Raw genomic sequence first — 17,656 nt, 5'->3', positions numbered from 1 at the left:
TTTCTATTAAAAATATTTTTATCTTATCTTTTACGCTTTTTCAAAAGCACTGTTCCAACAACTAACATTGATCCAACAAAAAGTATCGAGTAAAGAGCCAAATGATTGGAATCTCCTGTTTTTACCCTGTTCACGTTATTCTTATCTGAAACGATATTTTTATCTGAAACAGGTTTATTTATATTTTGCTGATCATCTGCATCTCCGGGATCTCCTTCCGCCGATCCCCCCGATCCCTCTTCAGTTTTTTCTGGCTGAATCACGTATGTTGTCCACCCTCTGGAAAGTGGAATATTATACGTTGCTCCTTCTACCGTAACTTCCTGTGTCCAGGCTCCTCCTTCCGGAATAAATTCAGCCTGAGCATAATATGTGCCAGCCTTTGAAGGCGCCTCTTTTAGTTGTTCGCCTGGTTGTCCGTTATCATCCGCATAATAAGTCATTTGAAATGCAATATTGGGTATTTCCTTATCTAATACATAAGCATGGAAATAAGATGATAAATCAATCGGTTCTCCGGTTTCTATGAATGTTTCATCATAAGCCCGACTCAATATCGGCGCATAATCTGTCCCATACCAGGTATAGTACAGCGCTTTTAAAAATTCCAGTCTCTGTGCCTCTTTTTCTTCCTCTGTAGAAGCTCTGTATCCTTCCGGCTGTGAAGTAAAGTAATTCAACAACTCGCTTGCCGCATACTCCATTCCTGCTTCATCGGGTGTTGCATACACAGTAAAACGTTTATTTGTAACGGTTGCCCCTTCCTTCACATTTTTATCATTTACAATCACTATAGTCGCTTTGTAATATGAAGTGATCACATTATTTCCTATATACATTGCCCCCTGAGTCGGATAGTCTCCATCTTCTGAAACTATTTTTCCATTCTTGTCATAAGAAAGACGGAAATAACTGTTCTCTGAGGGTACCTTTCCTATTCCCGACTGATCAGAAACCGCTTCCACTGTATGATAATTAAAATACAGATCTGCTTCTTTATATGGCTCTGTATTTCGGAAGTAATCAATATACTGTTTAGCCAATGTTTCAAATTCTTCCTGCTCATCAGCTGTAAATCCCTCTCCGGTAAAAACAATCGTTTTATTATTATAATAAGGCATTGCTCCCGGGTAATCATTCGTATCATGATTTGATATTGTAGTAGACTTAAAAGAAATCTCAAAATCCTGGGCTTTTCTGCTGATAGGGGTTCCTTCTTCATCCCTTACCGTTAAAGTCAACTTATACCGTCCCGGTTTAATAGGAGCTTCATCACTATCATATACACTGGTGATCTCTGCCGCGTAAGGAACCGTACCGGTATAATGTGTCTCTACACTATAGGAACCGTCATAATCCACATCATAACTAACAGTTGCAGGCTGTCCATCATAAACTTTAGATTCGACAGAAAGAGTGATCAAATCCGGAAGTTCTATTGTGTATTCTGCCGTCTGTTGACATGCACTATACGTTTCATTTCCCAGAAACTTCGCTTCAATTGTATACGTACCCGCTTTCGCTGGAATGCCTTCTACAATCTGCCCGTCACCGTCTTTATACGTCAATTGCAGTGCATCTCCAAGTTTATCTCCTGTAATTTCGTTCTCACCACGGCGCAGAATAAAATATTCCTTCATATCCTTTCCGCTATCATCCTCGTAAAACATATCCGCATAAGGCTGAAAGAATAGTTTTGTAACATCAGAATCACTGCAAAATGCTTTCCTTAATTCCTCTTTACATACTTCACAATATTCATACTGCTTTCCTAAAAATCGCATCTTGCAATTTTCATGCGGGCGATACCATCCATCGCCTCCATTATCATATTCATAAACACCCACACCGTTCTTTCCAATAAACCGGGACCATCTTACTTTTTCAGGGTCTGATTCAGCTGTCATGTTTGCATATTCACGGGCATAGCTGGCTCCTGCAAAGTATTCATCAGCCAAATCCGCAACCGTATGTCCCAATTCATGAAGCATCATCTCTAATGATTCATTATTTAAAGAAGCCACACAAATACTTCCGCCGCTCCCTCCATAAGTCTCAGAGTTTACCACGATCACATTATAATCTGCCGAAGGAAGATATTCCGCCGATAAGGCTCTCGCCTTTTCCATTCCTTCCTGATCAACCGACACCAACCTCTGCATTCCACCGCTCCAGAAAGAAGCCCCAAAATAGGTGTCTCTGGTATCAGCATCAGCCTGTTCCTGATTGATTGCATTATCACCCTTTGCTCCCGATTCATTCGAAATTACACCCAAAGCATAAATTTTAATAGTGTCTGTAAATTCATCCCAGGGCGATGTATCCATTACATATTCAGCAATTCGCTTCGATTCCGAGTAGAATGTTTCCTGTTCATTTGCTGTAAACCCATCTCCGAACATCAAAAGCACAAAGGCATCTTCATCCCGCAATTCTGAATTTCCATAGACCAGATGAGGAGTTTTATCCGGCACAGGATCCATAACACCCTCATTTGTTTTCATCTTCTCTTCCTGCTTTTGTCTCCCTGTTTCTTCACTAAACGCTTTTATCTCTTGCTTATTTGCATCATTCATCGATCCGATCACTTCCCCTTGTGATCCTTCTGTAGAATTTTGGGGGCCTTCCTCCTTTATAGCCTCTGTGCTTTCCGGTATCTCTTCACCAGAACCATCCTCTGTTTTTTCTTCCGGTTGATCCTCTGCAGGTTCCTCAATTTGTTCTTCCGCCGGCGCAGAATTTTCTGCATAAGCCACGTTCCCAAAAAACGGGACAAAACACAACGAGAATACCATAACAAATACAATCACGGAATGTTTTTTTGATTTTCCGAATCTCATTTTCTTCATCGCTATATTCTCCCTCCTTTTCATTCTTTGACGCAACAAAGAAAAATCTCTATATTCAGAATATCATATTATTCGACTATTTCAATGCAAATATTTACATTTCAGAATATTTATTTTTTAACTTTGCAATTTCCTGTTAATAAAAAAGCCAGCAGTTTTCCTGCTGGCAAAAAAATATTTTCCTGTGTTACATTTACACCATGCACTCGTGCATGGCTTCTTCTTCGATCCCGGCCGCCTTCATCGCCGCTGCGATCTCTTCCCGCTCTTCCAGCTGTGCGCACCAGGCCAGTCCGCAGCCCGCTGAAATCGCTCTTGGCACAGGGATGATCCGCCCTGGAACATTTTGTTCCTTGCAGACCTTTTCCATAGCCATGGCATCCGCAGTCGTATGAAATGTTATGACCAGTTTCAATTCTTTTTTTCTCATTTACTCAATCACCACTTCGATGTATCCATCCTTCTCGGCAGATGTGGTCTTTTTGCCGTGATCTTTGGCGTATTTCTCCACATTTGTCTTCTGATGGGGCTCTGTAACCAGAACCTTTACCGGGCCGTCCGCGCTTTTGAGCGCTTCCGCAGTCAGCATCAGCGGTTCCGGACAGGATAATCCTCTTGCATCTACTTCTTTCATTGATCTGTTACCTTCTTTCCTAGAATACTACGGTTCCTATCATTTTTCAACAAAAATCCTCTGCCGTCCTGCTTATTTCGACTCGCGTTTGTTGGTAAATGCGATGATAAACAGAACCACAATACAGATCACGCATGCCACTTTTCCGTTTAACGGTACGGCGCCTGCAACGACTTCCTGCGTCTCGGCGTCCAGAGCGGTTCCGCTGGCTGCCAGTCCCAGATTGTGGCAAAGCGCTGCTGCCACGAACATTCCGACAACCGTCATGGCCGCGTCAGAAGAGCCCTGGCCCGCCAGAATCAGCTGGCGAAGCGGGCATCCGCCTGCAAGCACTGCCGCAAAGCCGACTGTGTACATTCCGAGGATATTCCACAGATGATCGGAATGAGCGATGATACCCGGTGTGTCAAATCCAAGAACGAAACGTCCTGTCGCAAGATTGAACACCAGCATTACAACGAACAGTCCTGCGATCACACAGAACAGGTCGAAATTTTTCATCAGGATGATATCGCGGATGCTTCCTGCAAAGCACATTCTGGACTTCTGGGCAAATGCTCCAAATACCAGTCCGCCGATCAGAGCCAGGATCACCGGCGCATGCATGCTGCCGGGGCCGGTCTCGCTGCTCTTAAGAAGCGTGGTAAATACAGCCAGGATCAAAATGCCCACTGCGATCACAGAGATCACAACGCCGCTTTCTTTGTTGGACACATAAGAACGTCCCAGGCTGAATCCTTTCTTTAATGCAAATACGCCGGTTGCAATACCCAGGATAAATCCGATCAGAGCCACCCATGCGTTCAGGTCGCCGGCTGACATACGGATCACCATACGAAGCGGGCATCCCAGGAATACCAGGGCGCCGATCATAATGATCATACCGAGGATGAAACGGATCATCGGAGATGAACCCGCGGTAGAACGATACTCTTTGGTTGCCACGGAGATCAGGAAAGATCCCAGGATCAGGCCGATGATCTCCGGTCTTGCATACTGTACCGCCTCTGCCTGGTGCATGCCCAGCGCTCCTGCTGTATCACGGATAAAGCAGGCAATACAAAATGCCATGTTTGCCGGGTTTCCAAAGTATGCAAGAAGCGCCGCTACGATACCGCATACCACACCGGCCAGTGCCAGTTTCTTTTTTGAATCTGATAAATTCATGCTGCTACTCCTCCTTAGATAGTTCGCGGATCGCCTCTATGGCAGTATCCACTTCTTCCTCCGTATTGTAGTGAGAGAAGCTGAATCTTACAGCCCCCTGTTCCACCGTCCCCAGCGCCTCATGCATCAGGGGGGCGCAGTGGCCGCCGGCTCTGGTGGATATTCCATATTCTGTAAGGAGCTCGTCGCTCACTTCGGAAGAATCATAGTCGCCGATATTCAGCGTCACGATCGGGCAGCGGTTCTTCGAACTGAAGTCTCCGTATACCTTTACGCCCGGAATATCTTTTACTCCCTCGTAAAAACGCCACATCAGATCCTGTTCACGGGCGCGGATGTTGTCCACGCCCGTTTTTTCCAGGTATTCCACGGCTGCATGAAGGCCTGCGATGCCGTGTCCATTGAGCGTACCCGCCTCCAGAGCGGTGGGCATCTCGATCGGATGCGTTTTACTGTAGGTCTGCACTCCGCTTCCGCCTGATTTCAAAGGCCGGATCACAAGTCCTTTTCTCACATACATTCCGCCGGTCCCCTGGGGCGCCAGCATCCCCTTGTGTCCTGTAAAGCAAAGCACATCTATCTTCATTTTCTGCACGTCAATCGGAAATACGCCTGCTGTCTGGGATGCATCCACTACAAATACGATCCCCCGTTCTCTTGCCAGTGTCCCCACCGGTTCGGGATCTACGTAATTACCTGTCAGATTGGAGCCGTTGGTGCAGACGATCATCTTCGTATCCTCCGCGATCGCGTCCTCAATATCCTTCAGGTTAAAACGTCCGTTCTGATCGCTCTTTACGATCGTGAGCCGGACGCCCTTTTTCTCCATCTCATACAGCGGACGAAGGACGGAATTGTGTTCCAGCATGGTCGCGATCACATGATCCCCAGGATTCAGGATTCCCTTGATGGCAATATTCAGACTCTCCGTGGAATTCGGCGTAAAGACGATCTGTCTGGGATCCTCTGCGCCAAACAGCCGGCAAAGCTTTTCCCTGGTATCGTAAATGATCCGGGATGCGCTGAGTGAAGCCTCGTTCACTCCTCTTCCTGCATTGCCCATAGAACTCATGGCCATTACCACTGCATCGATCACTTCCTGCGGCTTATGCATGGTTGTCGCCGCATTATCCATATAAATCATTTCTGATTCCATCCTTTCTTTTTCAGAGGCCTGTCCGCCTCCTCTTACTAGTATATTCTGATTTTCCTGTTTCGTCTAACTGAAAACACCTATAAAAAGGGCCTGTTATAGAAACCATCTATATCAGGCCCTCCTGTTCCTATTTATCTACCTGGTATACGTCTTTCACGATCCGGATAAAGCGCTCCGCAGACCGGGAAAGCTGATAGTTTTTGTTATACACCAGATTAATATCTCTTCCGCTGTCCGCTCCCGGGATCGGAAATGCCAGGATGTGTCCTTCTTCCACCTCATCCTTTGACGCAAGGGCGGACAATACCGAGATCCCCAGTCCCTGGGACACCGATTTTTTGATGGTCTCCTGGTTCTCAATGCTGGCGATCACATCCAGTTTCTCCACGCTGATCCCGGCGCGGGCAAACTGTTTTTCCGCTTCTTTTCTTGTCCCGGACCCTTCTTCCCTCATAATAAAGGATTCCTGGCAGATCCAGGAGATATCGTCCGCAGATTCCGCCTGCAGCTTCCGGTATTTTTCAGTATTGGGAGTGATCACCACCAGCTGGTCTTTGTAAAACGGCACATACCGGCAGTGCTTCTTCTCCAGCGTCGTGCCGGTCAGCCCTACATCCACCATGTGGTCAATGACGCGCAGCACCACCTTGGCGCTGTCCATCTCCAGGATCTTCAGCTGCTCTTCCGGATATTTCTCATTATACCGCTTCAGGATCGCAGGCAGAAGATACTGGGCCGGCACAGTAGACGCCGCAATGGTGATACAGTGTTTGCCCGGCTCCTCCCCGCTGCCGAACCTCTCTTCGATCTTGTGTTCCAGATCCATCATCGGCTTGGCATATTTATAGAGTTCCTTTCCGTCTTCCGACAGGCTGACCTCTTTGGTGTTGCGGATAAATAATCTGACGTTTAATTCTTTTTCCAGAGACGCGATGTGAGCGCTGATGGTGGGCTGCGTCAGATATAACTCTTTCGCTGCTCTGGAGAAGCTGCCCCCTTCCGCCACCTGGACAAATGCTTCTAATTGTTTCAAATTCATTAGTATGCTACCCTCTCACTTTCCGCGCCCATCTTCTTTGTAATCTTCAGGGCGTCCATGTATTCCAGGATCGGCTTGGCGCTTTTCCTGCTGGTCTGGAACATATCCCGGACCTGCGCGATGGTGATCAGCGGATCTTCTGCCAGATGGGCCTTAATCTTCTCCTTCGCCTCTTCCATATATCCAGCCAGCGTGTACATTTCTTCCGTTACACGCACCACCTCTCCCTCGGTGATCAGGATATTCAGGATATCATCCGCCGTCTCTTTGGGAGTGCCTCTCATATCGATCTCCGAATAACGGACAAAGTCGAATCCTGCCTTCTCAAAGGTATCCAGAAAATAAGCGGATACTTTCTGATAAACGCCATCTTTTCTCACTTCGTATTCCGGCGTGCACAGGAATTCCTCCACCCGCCTGATATCGCCCTGGCTGACAAAATATTCTACGATCCGGTCGAATACATTGGGCCGGATCTTCTGAAAATAGGTGGTCTGAACCTCCGCCTTTTTCATTCCATAACGATAGGGGTATGTTTCTTCGTATTTTTTCAGCGCATCTGTCAGAACCGTCCTGGCTTCCCGGATGGAATCCGCATGCCACACATACGTGTCTTTGCGCATCTCAAATACCGTCAACAGTCCCTGTTCTTCCAGTTCTCTTACATCTTCCTGCACCTCTTCCAGAGAAAGCGCCGTCAGCCTGGCAAGTTCTGCCACTGTGATCAGCGTATCACCGTGTTTCTTTGCATGCAGTTCGATCACATCCGCAGAGGAGCCGGACTCCTTGCGCTTAAGTTCTTCGATCACACTCTCCTGGAATCGTTTCTTTACTCCCGGGTTTGGTTCCAGGATCACGCCGCCGCCAATGGTTTCCATGGGAGAATAAAACCGCACAACGAATTTATCTCCTCTTCGCACGGCAATCTCCTCCTCCAGCCGAAGCTGCACGTATCCGCTCTCTCCCGGCCCGATCTCCTCCTTATCGAGAAGAACCGCGCGGCACAGGATCTCGCTGGTCCCGGTAAAAAAATGAAGTCTGGTATGATTGGTCAGTACCCGCATGGAAGAGTCCAGCACATTCAGCTTCACATCCAGAAGATCTGTATTTTTCATACTGTCAGGAGGAGCCAGCACGCATCCTCTCTTAATCTCTTTTTTCTTTACGTTGGACAGATTGATGGCCACCCGCTGTCCGGCATAGCATTCCTTTTTGTCCTGTCCGTGAACCTGGATGCTGCGGATCTTACATTCCTTGCCGATGGGATACATTTCCAGTGTATCTTCCTTGCGGATCGTGCCGGACACCAGCGTTCCGGTAATGATGGTTCCAAATCCCGACATGGTAAATGCACGGTCTATGGGCAGTCTCGGGATCGTATGGATGTCTTTTTCGATCACCTCATCGCTTGACATATGTCCGATCACCTCGATCAGATGGTCAAGCCCCTCTCCTGTGGCAGCCGATACCCTGACCACAGGCGCTTTCTCAAGAAATGTCCCGGAGAGTTCCTCCCGGATCTCTTCCTCTACCAGCTCGATCCATTCTTCATCCACCAGGTCACATTTATTGAGAACAATGATACTCTTCTCAATCCCCAGAAGGCCCAGGATATCCATATGCTCTCTGGTCTGAGGCATGATCCCTTCGTCCGCCGCGATCACCAGCAGCACCAGATCCATCCCCACGACTCCAGCCACCATATTGTTGATAAATTTCTCGTGTCCGGGCACATCAATGATACCTGCCCGGTCTCCTCCGGGAAGATCAAAATACGTAAATCCAAGGTCGATCGTGATCCCTCTTCTCTGCTCCTCTTCCCAGCGGTCTGTATTTCTTCCGGTCAGAGCCTTGATCAGGGTCGTCTTCCCGTGATCAATATGCCCTGCCGTTCCTATGATGATATTCTTCATGCTACATGCTCCTAAATTGATCTGCTATCACTTTAAACTGCCGGCTGTCTATGGTCCGGACGTCCAGAAGGATGGTGTCGTTCGCCGTCCTTGGGATGATCGGCACCGGAAGATGTCGCATCTTTTCCTCCAGTTCCGGCACGCTCATCTCTTCCGGAGAAATGGCCGCCGCATAACTTGGGATCCGCTCCAGGGGCAGCGAACCGCCGCCAATCTGGGATTCACAGGGCATCACCTGGAACCGCGCCGCAAATCCGGTTCTCCGGAGCATCCGCACCAGGTTCTTTGCCTTTTTCTCCATCTCTTCCTTAGGTTCCGTGATCATCCGCAGAACCGGGATGTTTTTCACCGCTTTCTCCTCTGACAGATATTCCTGCAGCACCAGTTCCAGCGCCGTGGCAGTAAACTTATCGATCCTGAGCGCCCGGGTCAGCTGGTTCTTCTTCATCTTGTCAATGTATTTCTTCTTGCCAATGATAATGCCGGCCTGCGGTCCTCCCAGCAGCTTGTCTCCGCTGAAGCAGACCACGTCCGCTCCTTTTGCAATGGACTCCTGTACCATAGGCTCATGCGTCAGTCCGTATTTTGCCAGGTCGATCAGCACGCCGCTTCCCAGGTCTTCAATGATGGGCAGCTCATGCTCGCCTGCCAGGCCGATCAGCTCGTCGATCTCTACAGATTCTGTAAAGCCTACGATCCGGTAATTACTGGTGTGAACCTTCAGAAGCGCTTTCGTCTCTTCTGTAATCGCGTTTTTATAATCGTCATAGTGGGTCTTGTTGGTGGTTCCCACTTCCACCAGCGTGGCGCCGCTTTGCTCCATCACATCAGGAATACGGAATTTTCCTCCGATCTCCACCAGTTCTCCTCTGGATACCACGACCTCGCCGCCCTTTGCCAGGGAACTTAAGATCAGCATCACAGAAGACGCGTTATTATTCACGGCCATAGCCGCCTCTGCTCCGGTCAGTTTGCACAGAAGTTCTTCAAAATGCGAATACCGTTCCCCTCTTCTTCCGGCTTCCAGATTATACTCCAGATTGGAATAGCCGCATGCCACTTCTGCAATCCGTTTCATATGCTCCGGACTGATAGGCGCCCGGCCCAGATTGGTATGAAGGATGGTCCCTGTTCCGTTGATCACCGGCCGCATGTTGGGGGTATGCATTTCCTCCACAGTCTGTCCAATGGCGTCTGTGAGCCCGCCGATGGCCGCCTCGATCTCCTTCTCATCCTCGCATTTCCCAATAAAAGCCCGCAGGCGGTCCGTCTCCTTCCGGATCGACTCCATGACCGTTTCCTTGCTGTAGCGGCAGATCAACTGCCGGATCCGTTCCTCCTCCAGGAGAATGTCTACTTTGGGTATTTTCCGGTAAAACACATTTTTGTTCATTCTTTGTTTCCTCTCTTATATCAAGCGAATCAATTTATCACTTTTTTCTTTTACTTCTCCGATCACCGCGGTCTTGGTCTCCATGCCGGCCGCTGCAAAATCCGCCATCATCTGCGGCAGTTCTTTCGCAGACACGCTGATCAGAAGGCCGCCGGAGGTCTGGGGATCATACAATAGATCCAGGTAATGTTCCTCTATACCCTCAGTCTCCACCTTGCCAATGGAATATCCCCGGTTCTTATAGGCGCCTGCCGGCACCAGCCCCATTTTGGCATAATCGATCGCGTCCGCAAGATACGGAACATCTTTTACCTTCAGTTCCAGCGTCACTTCACTGGCCTCAGCCATCTCTACACCGTGACCGAGAAGGCCGAATCCGGTGACGTCCGTACATGCAGATACATCATACTTTTCCACCACCTGCTTGGCCTTTTTATTCAGGGATGCCATAACCGTCTGTGCTTCCCGGATCGCGGAAGGCGACGCCATCTCGGCCTTCACGGCCGTATTGATGATCCCGCTTCCGATCTGCTTGGTCAGTACCAGCACATCCCCGGGCCTGCATCCGTAATTCTTGAATATTTTATCCGGATGTACAAACCCTGATACACACAGTCCATACTTCGGTTCATCATCCTGTACCGAATGTCCGCCTACGAGAACCGCTCCCGCTTCTTTTACCTTGTCTGCTCCTCCTGCCAGGATATCGCCTAAAATGGCCGGATCCAGGCAGTTGGGAAATCCCACAATATTCAGAGCGACTACCGGTTCTCCTCCCATCGCCCACACATCGCTTAAGGAATTGGCAGCGGCAATCTGTCCAAACATATAAGGATCATCTACGATGGGGGTGAAAAAATCCACAGTCTGGATCATCGCGATCTCGTCAGTTACTTTATAAATAGCCGCATCATCGGACGTCTCAATGCCGACGATAAGGTTATCATCATGAAACTTCGGCAGCTTACCCAGAACCTGGGCAAGGGTCTCAGGACCTATCTTGGCCGCTCAGCCGGAAGTTTTGCTTAAGCTTGTTAATTTTACATCTGTCTTCATAACAGCATGCCCTCCTTTTCTTTTCCCTGCAGACGCGCCGGGCCGCATAAAAAAGCACAGGGAACTCCCCTTCCCTATTGCGGCGTTCCCTGTGGATTCTTTCAAACACGATTTTCTCTCATAACATTTCCTGTTATGGTTTGATGATCTTAGATGCTCCTGCCAGTGTCTCAACAATGCTGTACATATTGGTCACAGATCCGACAGCCAGTTTCTCTTTCAGTCCGTAGTAATCAAGACAGGTACCACATGTCATGATCTCTACTCCCAAAGCTTCCAGAGACTTCAGATCCTCCAGGGAATCTGATCCTTCGGTGGTCAGAGTCGCGCCGCCGTTGTAGAACAGCATGGTTTTCGGCAGCTCATCCAGCTGTGTCACAGCAAAGATAAAGCTTTTGATCAGGACTTTGCCAAGCTCATCATTTCCACTTCCCATACGGTCGGAAGCAATGGCTACGACCAGATTGCCTCTTGCGTCCGGTGCGCAGGATACTTCCTGTGTATCTTCTGCCGCCGGCGCCCCGTCCATCTGGATCGTGATCTTATATTCTGCATCACCCAGCTTTTCGGAAGACACCTGTCCTCCTGAAGAAGCCGCCATCTTGGTCACATTCTGGACAGCAATCTCATTGTCTACCAGCACTTCGATCGTCTCAGGTCCTGTAAGCGCCTGCATTGCCTTTTTGGTCTTAATAACCGGGATCGGGCAATTATCTCCCATAGCGTTGACTGTAATCATGATTTCTCGCCTTTCCTTTCTGCCATTACCTTCAACACTTATAGACACATTCTATCATTATGCTCCTGAAAGGTAAATGGCTTTTCCTTGATTTATGAAAAAATATATTTTCAGGCAATGTTTACTTTCCGGGGGCTTTCGTACTCCCGCATCTGGAGGATCTTATACTGTCCCTCCGACCAGCAGGCCGGCTTGAGCCCGCCTCTTTGAAAGACTTTGATAAACTCATCGAGGGTCCGTACTTCCTCCGGAAACCAGGTGGCGCACACGCCCACTTTTTCCGGTACATGGCAGTCACTTGCGCCAATGGTGCGAAGTCCGAGTCTTGCCGCATATCTGGCCGCCTTCCGGCAGGCCGCAGGCGACGTGCTGCCATTTAAAACCTCCAGGCCGTCCAGGCCCGTCACCTCGCACAGATGCTCTTCCAGTCCCCGTCTGTTATTGCGGAAAGGATGTGCCGCAAAGCAGACGCCTCCCTGGGCTTTCACCAGGTTAATAAACTCCTGGGCAGGAATCCGTTCTCTGGGATAATCTTCTATCCCAAAAGCCACGATGTCTCCCTGCAGGGAATAATATTCAATCCCGGTAAAGATCGGAAAGCCTGTCTTCCTGGAATACTCCTCTGCAAAATCCTTCAGGCCCATACTGTCATGATCTGTAATGCAGATCCCGTCAAGCCCCTTTTCTCTGGCAATCTCTACCATCCGGGGCAGGGCAAGGAAACTGTCTTTGGAATATGTCATCTCATGCATATGCAGGTCGATCAGCATCTCTAACACCTTTCACTTTCTTAAAAGACTCACTACTGCCACTATTCTTATTATAAGAAGGTAAATGGCCGGATTCAAATCGAGTTTTTTTATAAATGCGCTTATTTATTGATTGTATCTATATATTTTCTTTTCTCTCTCCCCATGCTATAATAGTCGCATGTAATGCCTTTCCGCCCATGTGCATGTGGCATAATGATTACCAATATATGAGAGGATTTTGAATATGTGGATTGCTGATCAATGGAAAGATTATGAAGTCATAGACTGCAGCAAAGGAGAAAAGCTGGAACGCTGGGGCGATTATATCCTGGTGCGCCCGGACCCTCAGGTGATCTGGGACACGCCCAGACAGGACAACCGCTGGAGAAAGAAAAACGGCCACTACCACCGCAGCAAAAAAGGCGGCGGTGAATGGGAGTTTTTCGATCTGCCGGGAGAATGGCAGATCCACTACAAGGACCTGACCTTTAACCTGAAGCCTTTTAGTTTTAAGCATACCGGCCTTTTCCCGGAGCAGGCCGCCAACTGGGACTGGTTCTCGGAAAAGATCCGTCTGGCCGGACGGCCCGTCAAAGTGCTCAATCTCTTTGCCTACACCGGCGGCGCCACTTTGGCCGCAGCGGCCGCAGGGGCCAGCGTTACTCACGTTGACGCTTCCAAAGGTATGGTCAACTGGGCAAAAGAAAACGCTGTCTCATCCGGTCTGTCCGACAGGCCGATCCGCTGGCTGGTGGATGACTGTATGAAATTCGTAGAGCGGGAGATCCGCAGGGGCAATCATTACGATGCCATCATTATGGATCCGCCTTCCTATGGCCGCGGACCCAAGGGTGAGATCTGGAAGATCGAAGACGCTATCCATCCCCTGATCCGGCTGTGTACCCGGATCCTGTCGGACAAGCCCTTATTTTTCCTGGTAAATTCTTATACCACAGGCCTTGCCCCCGCCGTTCTCACTTACATGATCGGCACGGAACTAAAGCCTTTCCACGGCCATGTGGAGTCACAGGAGATCGGACTTCCTGTCACCAGCTCCGGCCTGGTGCTGCCCTGCGGAGCATCCGGAAGATGGGAAGCCTGACTGTAAGAAACCTATGATTTGATATAAGTAAAGTGGTATCCGCCAAAGTCGGAATCACTTTACTTTTTTATTGCCCAGCTCAGAAAAAATATGATAAGATAAGGAAAAGCATATGGAGTTTTCTCTGAAGAGCGAATCTCCTGACTCAATCGTATAAGGAGGTTTGACGTATGGAGGAGTATCAAAAACATACAAAAGATAAATTATATCAGTCCGTCATGGATATTATTGTAAGAGCAAACCACGAAATGTTCGAGGAGGCGAAAGAAATGTGCGATGCATTAAGAGAATTATTTGCGGATGAATTTAAAGAAAACCGCCAGGAAGGGCTTCAAGAAGGACGCCAGGAAGGACTTCAAAAAGGAAGAAGCGAGATCAACCGCCTGATCCTGAAGCTATCAGAACTGGGAAGAACAGATGATATCCTGAAGGCTGCGCAGGATCCTGCCTATCAGGAGCAGCTTTTGAAAGAATTACATCTTTAACACAAAAGGGAACGTACGAAAGCACCTGTACGTTCCCTTTTACTTAAAACTCAATTCCTTTCCCCAGTGCGTCCTTCAGATATGTGGCCACATCTTCCAGTTTATGCACTGCCTCCATTTTTTCTTCCCAATCTTCGCCTTCCATGTCCACGTTGATCAGGCACTGCTGGATGTGTTTTACTTCTTTGATCAGATCTTCTGTCATAAGATAACCCCCTGTCCTGTGTACTTGTATTTAGTATACCATATTCTCTGCTTTTACGGCACTGTATTTTTATGATACAATGAATCTTAAGATTTTAAAAATCCTTTAACTCAGGAGGTATTTATTTATGAAACTAATGATCGCATCGGATATCCATGGTTCCGCATATTACTGCAAGAAAATGATTGAAGCCTATCAGCGTGAGCAGGCCGACCGCCTTCTTCTGCTGGGAGACATCCTCTACCACGGCCCAAGAAATGATCTGCCGGAAGGTTACGATCCCAAAGCGGTAATTGCTATGCTGAATCCCTTGAAGCAGGAACTTCTCTGTGTCAGAGGCAACTGCGATACAGAGGTGGATCAGATGGTACTGGAATTTCCCATTCTGGCAGATTATTGCCTGTTGGAAATCAACGGGCAGACTATTTTCGCCACCCACGGCCATCATTTCAATCCCCAGAATCCTCCTATGCTGAAAGAAGGGGACATCCTTTTAAATGGGCATACCCACATCCCGGCCAATCAGAATATGGGCGCCTATACTTATATGAACCCGGGCTCTGTATCAATCCCCAAAAAAGGCTCTGCCCACGGATATATGATCTTTGACGGTAATTTTGTCTGGAAAGATCTGGACGGAACCACTCTGGACCTGTAAGAAACTACCGGGCCGCCCCTTCCCGGATAAACCGGTCCAGGGTCTCAAAAACCTCCCGCATCTCCTCTGCTGTCTTTGGATTTGTATAGGGAATCCGCTTCTCCAGCCTGGAAAGATAATTTTCTTCTACGATCATGGCAAATGAGGCCGGAAAATTGATGTCAAAAAAGTAGGCCAGATACGAAAGCCAGTAATCCATCTTCGTTTTTCGAAGCGGGGAGAAGATGGATTCTTTCTTACGAAACTCATTCATGACTTCCTCGCTTATCTGGTCTCTTCCCACCTCTTCAGCCGAGGCTCCCATAAAGGTTTCTACGGGATCGTAAAGTTTCACCCGGCAGTTATCCAGCTTGTCTGCATCCCGGATGATCTTCGCATGGAGAAGTTCCCTCTCATCCGGGATTCCTTCCAGCCGGAAATCACTGTGTTTTGCAATTGCCGTCCGGATGACCGGATCCCAGGTATCTTCTTCTACAAATTCCCGGATCAGGCCTTCTCCAAACAGGATCTCCACCCCGAATCCGGCATGATCCATGGTGCCCGGCTCAAAGCTGTCATAGCGTTTTACCTGCTCAAATCTTCCGATATCATGGAGCAGACCGATAATCTGCGCCAGTGTCTGATCTTCCGTGGAAAGTTCCATCCTTTCCGCTATTTTTTTACTATATTCCATCACCCCGTAGGTATGAGTGATCTTCAGACGGATCTTATCGTCCTCCCTGTCATAGTCGTCCAGATATTCCTCAAATCTGCGGATCGCATGTGTAAGATCCATTTTTATTCCTCCTTCTTTCTCCCCCGAAACAAGGGCTCTTTTTGGATCGCCTGTACCGGACAGGCCCGGATACAGTCGCCGCACCGGATACATTCCGGGCTGTTTGGCTGTTTCCAGGTCCGGATGTCCATCTTGCAGGCCTCCTGGCATTTCCCGCACTGGATACAGGTATCCTCTACCCGATACTGGTAGCAGGCTACGGAATTAAAAAAACTGTACACCGCCCCCAGCGGACAAAGATATTTACAAAATGGGCGGTATACTCCGATTGCCAGCAAAAGTAACAGTAGCAGAAGCGCAACCTTCCAGTCAAACAGGAATCCTGCGGCCTCCTGCAGCGCCGGAGAAGACGCCACCAGCGGCAGTCCCGCCATCAAAGTCCCGCTGGGGCAGAGATACTGGCAAAACCAGGGTGATCTCTGTCCAAATTCCCCTGTCACAACCATTGGCAGTAAAATTACCAGAATCACCAGGACCAGATACTTCACTCTTACCAGCCACTGATGCCCAGGCAGATTCTTCCTCTTCCGGGGAAACAGGATCTTATAAAGCAGATCCTGCGCCAGTCCGAACGGACACAGCCATCCGCAGATAAAACGGCCAAACAAAGAACCGAACAGCAACAAAAATCCCACTGCATAGAAGGAAAATCTGGAGCCGCCGGTCAGAACTGCCTGCAAAGCTCCGATGGGGCAGGAGCCAAGCGCTCCCGGGCAGGAGTAGCAATTCAGCCCCGGCACACAGATGGTCTTTGTGGGACCTGTATAGATTTTCCCTGTAAGAAAGCCAAAGATATACCCGTTGGTCAGCGCAGTAAAAGCAATCTGCACCCAAAATCTTATTCGTTTACCCAATTCCAATACACTCCAGACATATATAAATCGCTTTGATCCACACGGTCTGCGCCTCCCCGCGCCAGATCCCGATGCCTAAAAAGCAAATCCCCGCAGCCAGCAACAGCGCCCACAGCCATCTGCGGTATCCTGCCCCGGCCATGTTTGTCTTTCTGCCCTTGTTCACTGTACCTCGCCTCTCAATTCTTCAATGATTTCCGTCCAGTCTTCCTTAGACCGGCTTCCGGCATAAGCCTCCCCGACCTGATTGCCGTCGGCATCCACAAATACTGTGGTCGGCACCACACTGACCCTGCTTAAAATATTTCTCTGCAGATCAGGAGAAGCAATCAGATGCACATAATCTGCCTGTGTGGAATCAATAATCTCTTTTGCGTCCGCATCCTGCGGTTCCATAACGTCGCTGATCAGCCCGATCATCTGAAATTCACCAGTGTCATAGGAACGGCTGATCTCGCCCAGTTCCGGCATCTCCTGGATACAGGGTCCGCAAAAAGTCCCCCAGATATTTACCATCGTAAGCTTCGACTGACCAAAAATGTCCTGTGTCACGCTCTCTCCATCTATTGTTTCTGCCTCAAATTCCCCAAACAGCGCTTCCCCGGAAGTATCCGCCGGCTCCTGTGTACTTTCAGAAACCTTCGTATCCCTTGGTTCCTCTTCTTTTCCGCAGGAACAAAGTGCTGCCACAAGCACAGCCGTCAGCAATATCGCGCTCAACCGTTTTTTCTTCATGGATCTCCTCCTTACCAACCTTTTTCGTACATGATCATCATCCATAGATTGCGTCCAGTATAGCATAGAATCCTGCTCCCTTCCACCAAAAGCTCTTATTAAAGCGAGATCAACCGCCTGATCCTGAAGCTATCAGAACTGGGA

At 48.7% G+C, this 17,656-nt stretch carries 19 protein-coding genes; 3 read left to right on the top strand and 16 right to left on the bottom strand.

Features of this window, described 5'->3' with window-relative positions:
- Positions 1 to 23 precede the first annotated feature (23 nt).
- From H6A13_RS04135 to H6A13_RS04085, 11 genes are all read right to left on the bottom strand, one after another.
- Complete coding sequence (locus tag H6A13_RS04135; protein ID WP_243424724.1) at positions 24 to 2,849, bottom strand: M64 family metallopeptidase; 2,826 nt, start codon at positions 2,847 to 2,849, stop codon at positions 24 to 26.
- Between the two features lie 193 nt (positions 2,850 to 3,042).
- Entirely contained in the window at positions 3,043 to 3,279 is a 237-nt protein-coding gene (locus H6A13_RS04130) for a putative Se/S carrier protein (RefSeq protein ID WP_204908358.1), read from the bottom strand.
- Complete coding sequence (locus tag H6A13_RS04125) at positions 3,280 to 3,483, bottom strand: sulfurtransferase TusA family protein (RefSeq protein WP_204908357.1); 204 nt, start codon at positions 3,481 to 3,483, stop codon at positions 3,280 to 3,282. It abuts the gene before it with no gap.
- Positions 3,484 to 3,555: 72 nt separating this feature from the next.
- Entirely contained in the window at positions 3,556 to 4,650 is a 1,095-nt protein-coding gene (gene yedE, locus H6A13_RS04120) for a YedE family putative selenium transporter (RefSeq protein ID WP_204908356.1), read from the bottom strand.
- A 4-nt stretch (positions 4,651 to 4,654) separates the two neighbouring features.
- The gene (locus H6A13_RS04115) at positions 4,655 to 5,794 is read right to left on the bottom strand and encodes an aminotransferase class V-fold PLP-dependent enzyme (protein WP_204908355.1); all 1,140 of its coding nucleotides are present in this window, start codon (positions 5,792 to 5,794) and stop codon (positions 4,655 to 4,657) included.
- A 139-nt stretch (positions 5,795 to 5,933) separates the two neighbouring features.
- The gene (locus tag H6A13_RS04110; protein ID WP_204908354.1) at positions 5,934 to 6,845 is read right to left on the bottom strand and encodes a selenium metabolism-associated LysR family transcriptional regulator; all 912 of its coding nucleotides are present in this window, start codon (positions 6,843 to 6,845) and stop codon (positions 5,934 to 5,936) included.
- On the bottom strand, positions 6,845 to 8,758 hold the full coding sequence (gene selB / locus H6A13_RS04105; RefSeq protein ID WP_204908353.1) for a selenocysteine-specific translation elongation factor: 1,914 nt from the start codon (positions 8,756 to 8,758) through the stop codon (positions 6,845 to 6,847). Before selB ends, H6A13_RS04110 begins: the two co-directional genes overlap by 1 nt.
- A gap of 1 nt (position 8,759) precedes the next feature.
- Positions 8,760 to 10,151: an L-seryl-tRNA(Sec) selenium transferase gene (selA, locus tag H6A13_RS04100; protein ID WP_204908352.1), complete on the bottom strand. Its 1,392-nt coding sequence runs from the start codon at positions 10,149 to 10,151 to the stop codon at positions 8,760 to 8,762.
- A 15-nt stretch (positions 10,152 to 10,166) separates the two neighbouring features.
- A complete protein-coding gene (gene selD, locus H6A13_RS04095) occupies positions 10,167 to 11,207 on the bottom strand; it encodes a selenide, water dikinase SelD (protein ID WP_204908351.1) in 1,041 nt (346 codons plus the stop codon).
- A 133-nt stretch (positions 11,208 to 11,340) separates the two neighbouring features.
- A complete protein-coding gene (yedF, locus tag H6A13_RS04090; protein ID WP_204908350.1) occupies positions 11,341 to 11,946 on the bottom strand; it encodes a sulfurtransferase-like selenium metabolism protein YedF in 606 nt (201 codons plus the stop codon).
- A gap of 110 nt (positions 11,947 to 12,056) precedes the next feature.
- Positions 12,057 to 12,716, bottom strand: coding sequence for a PHP domain-containing protein (locus H6A13_RS04085; RefSeq protein WP_204908403.1), 660 nt, complete (start codon positions 12,714 to 12,716; stop codon positions 12,057 to 12,059).
- 226 nt (positions 12,717 to 12,942) lie between these two features.
- On the opposite strand from H6A13_RS04085, the gene H6A13_RS04080 reads away from it, so the two are divergent.
- Together H6A13_RS04080 and H6A13_RS04075 are read left to right on the top strand one after the other, a co-directional pair.
- Positions 12,943 to 13,800, top strand: a complete 858-nt coding sequence (locus H6A13_RS04080; RefSeq protein ID WP_204908349.1) for a class I SAM-dependent methyltransferase — start codon at positions 12,943 to 12,945, stop codon at positions 13,798 to 13,800.
- A 170-nt stretch (positions 13,801 to 13,970) separates the two neighbouring features.
- The gene (locus H6A13_RS04075; RefSeq protein ID WP_204908348.1) at positions 13,971 to 14,285 is read left to right on the top strand and encodes a hypothetical protein; all 315 of its coding nucleotides are present in this window, start codon (positions 13,971 to 13,973) and stop codon (positions 14,283 to 14,285) included.
- Between the two features lie 43 nt (positions 14,286 to 14,328).
- Here H6A13_RS04075 and H6A13_RS04070 read toward each other — a convergent pair whose 3' ends face one another.
- Complete coding sequence (locus H6A13_RS04070; protein WP_204908347.1) at positions 14,329 to 14,490, bottom strand: hypothetical protein; 162 nt, start codon at positions 14,488 to 14,490, stop codon at positions 14,329 to 14,331.
- Positions 14,491 to 14,617: 127 nt separating this feature from the next.
- Between H6A13_RS04070 and yfcE the strand changes: the two genes are divergently transcribed.
- Positions 14,618 to 15,148 carry a phosphodiesterase gene (gene yfcE, locus H6A13_RS04065; protein ID WP_204908346.1) on the top strand — a complete coding sequence of 177 codons (531 nt, stop codon included), beginning with the start codon at positions 14,618 to 14,620 and terminating at the stop codon, positions 15,146 to 15,148.
- A gap of 4 nt (positions 15,149 to 15,152) precedes the next feature.
- Here yfcE and H6A13_RS04060 read toward each other — a convergent pair whose 3' ends face one another.
- The 4 genes from H6A13_RS04060 to H6A13_RS04045 are packed head-to-tail and all read right to left on the bottom strand — an operon-like array spanning position 15,153 to position 17,512.
- Positions 15,153 to 15,923, bottom strand: coding sequence for an HD domain-containing protein (locus H6A13_RS04060; RefSeq protein WP_204908345.1), 771 nt, complete (start codon positions 15,921 to 15,923; stop codon positions 15,153 to 15,155).
- Between the two features lie 2 nt (positions 15,924 to 15,925).
- On the bottom strand, positions 15,926 to 16,777 hold the full coding sequence (locus H6A13_RS04055) for a 4Fe-4S binding protein (protein WP_204908344.1): 852 nt from the start codon (positions 16,775 to 16,777) through the stop codon (positions 15,926 to 15,928).
- On the bottom strand, positions 16,770 to 16,943 hold the full coding sequence (locus H6A13_RS04050; protein WP_204908406.1) for a CD1871A family CXXC motif-containing protein: 174 nt from the start codon (positions 16,941 to 16,943) through the stop codon (positions 16,770 to 16,772). The genes H6A13_RS04055 and H6A13_RS04050 overlap by 8 nt, the downstream gene beginning before the upstream one ends.
- Complete coding sequence (locus tag H6A13_RS04045) at positions 16,940 to 17,512, bottom strand: TlpA family protein disulfide reductase (protein WP_243424723.1); 573 nt, start codon at positions 17,510 to 17,512, stop codon at positions 16,940 to 16,942. Before H6A13_RS04045 ends, H6A13_RS04050 begins: the two co-directional genes overlap by 4 nt.
- Positions 17,513 to 17,656 lie beyond the last annotated feature (144 nt).

Origin of the sequence: Mordavella massiliensis (assembly GCF_016902415.1) — a bacterium.
In the GTDB taxonomy this organism is placed as follows: Bacteria; Bacillota; Clostridia; order Lachnospirales; family Lachnospiraceae; genus Merdimonas; species Merdimonas faecigallinarum.
The sequence above is the reverse complement of the archived record's forward strand: the minus strand, read 5'-3'. Positions and strand labels throughout refer to the sequence as shown.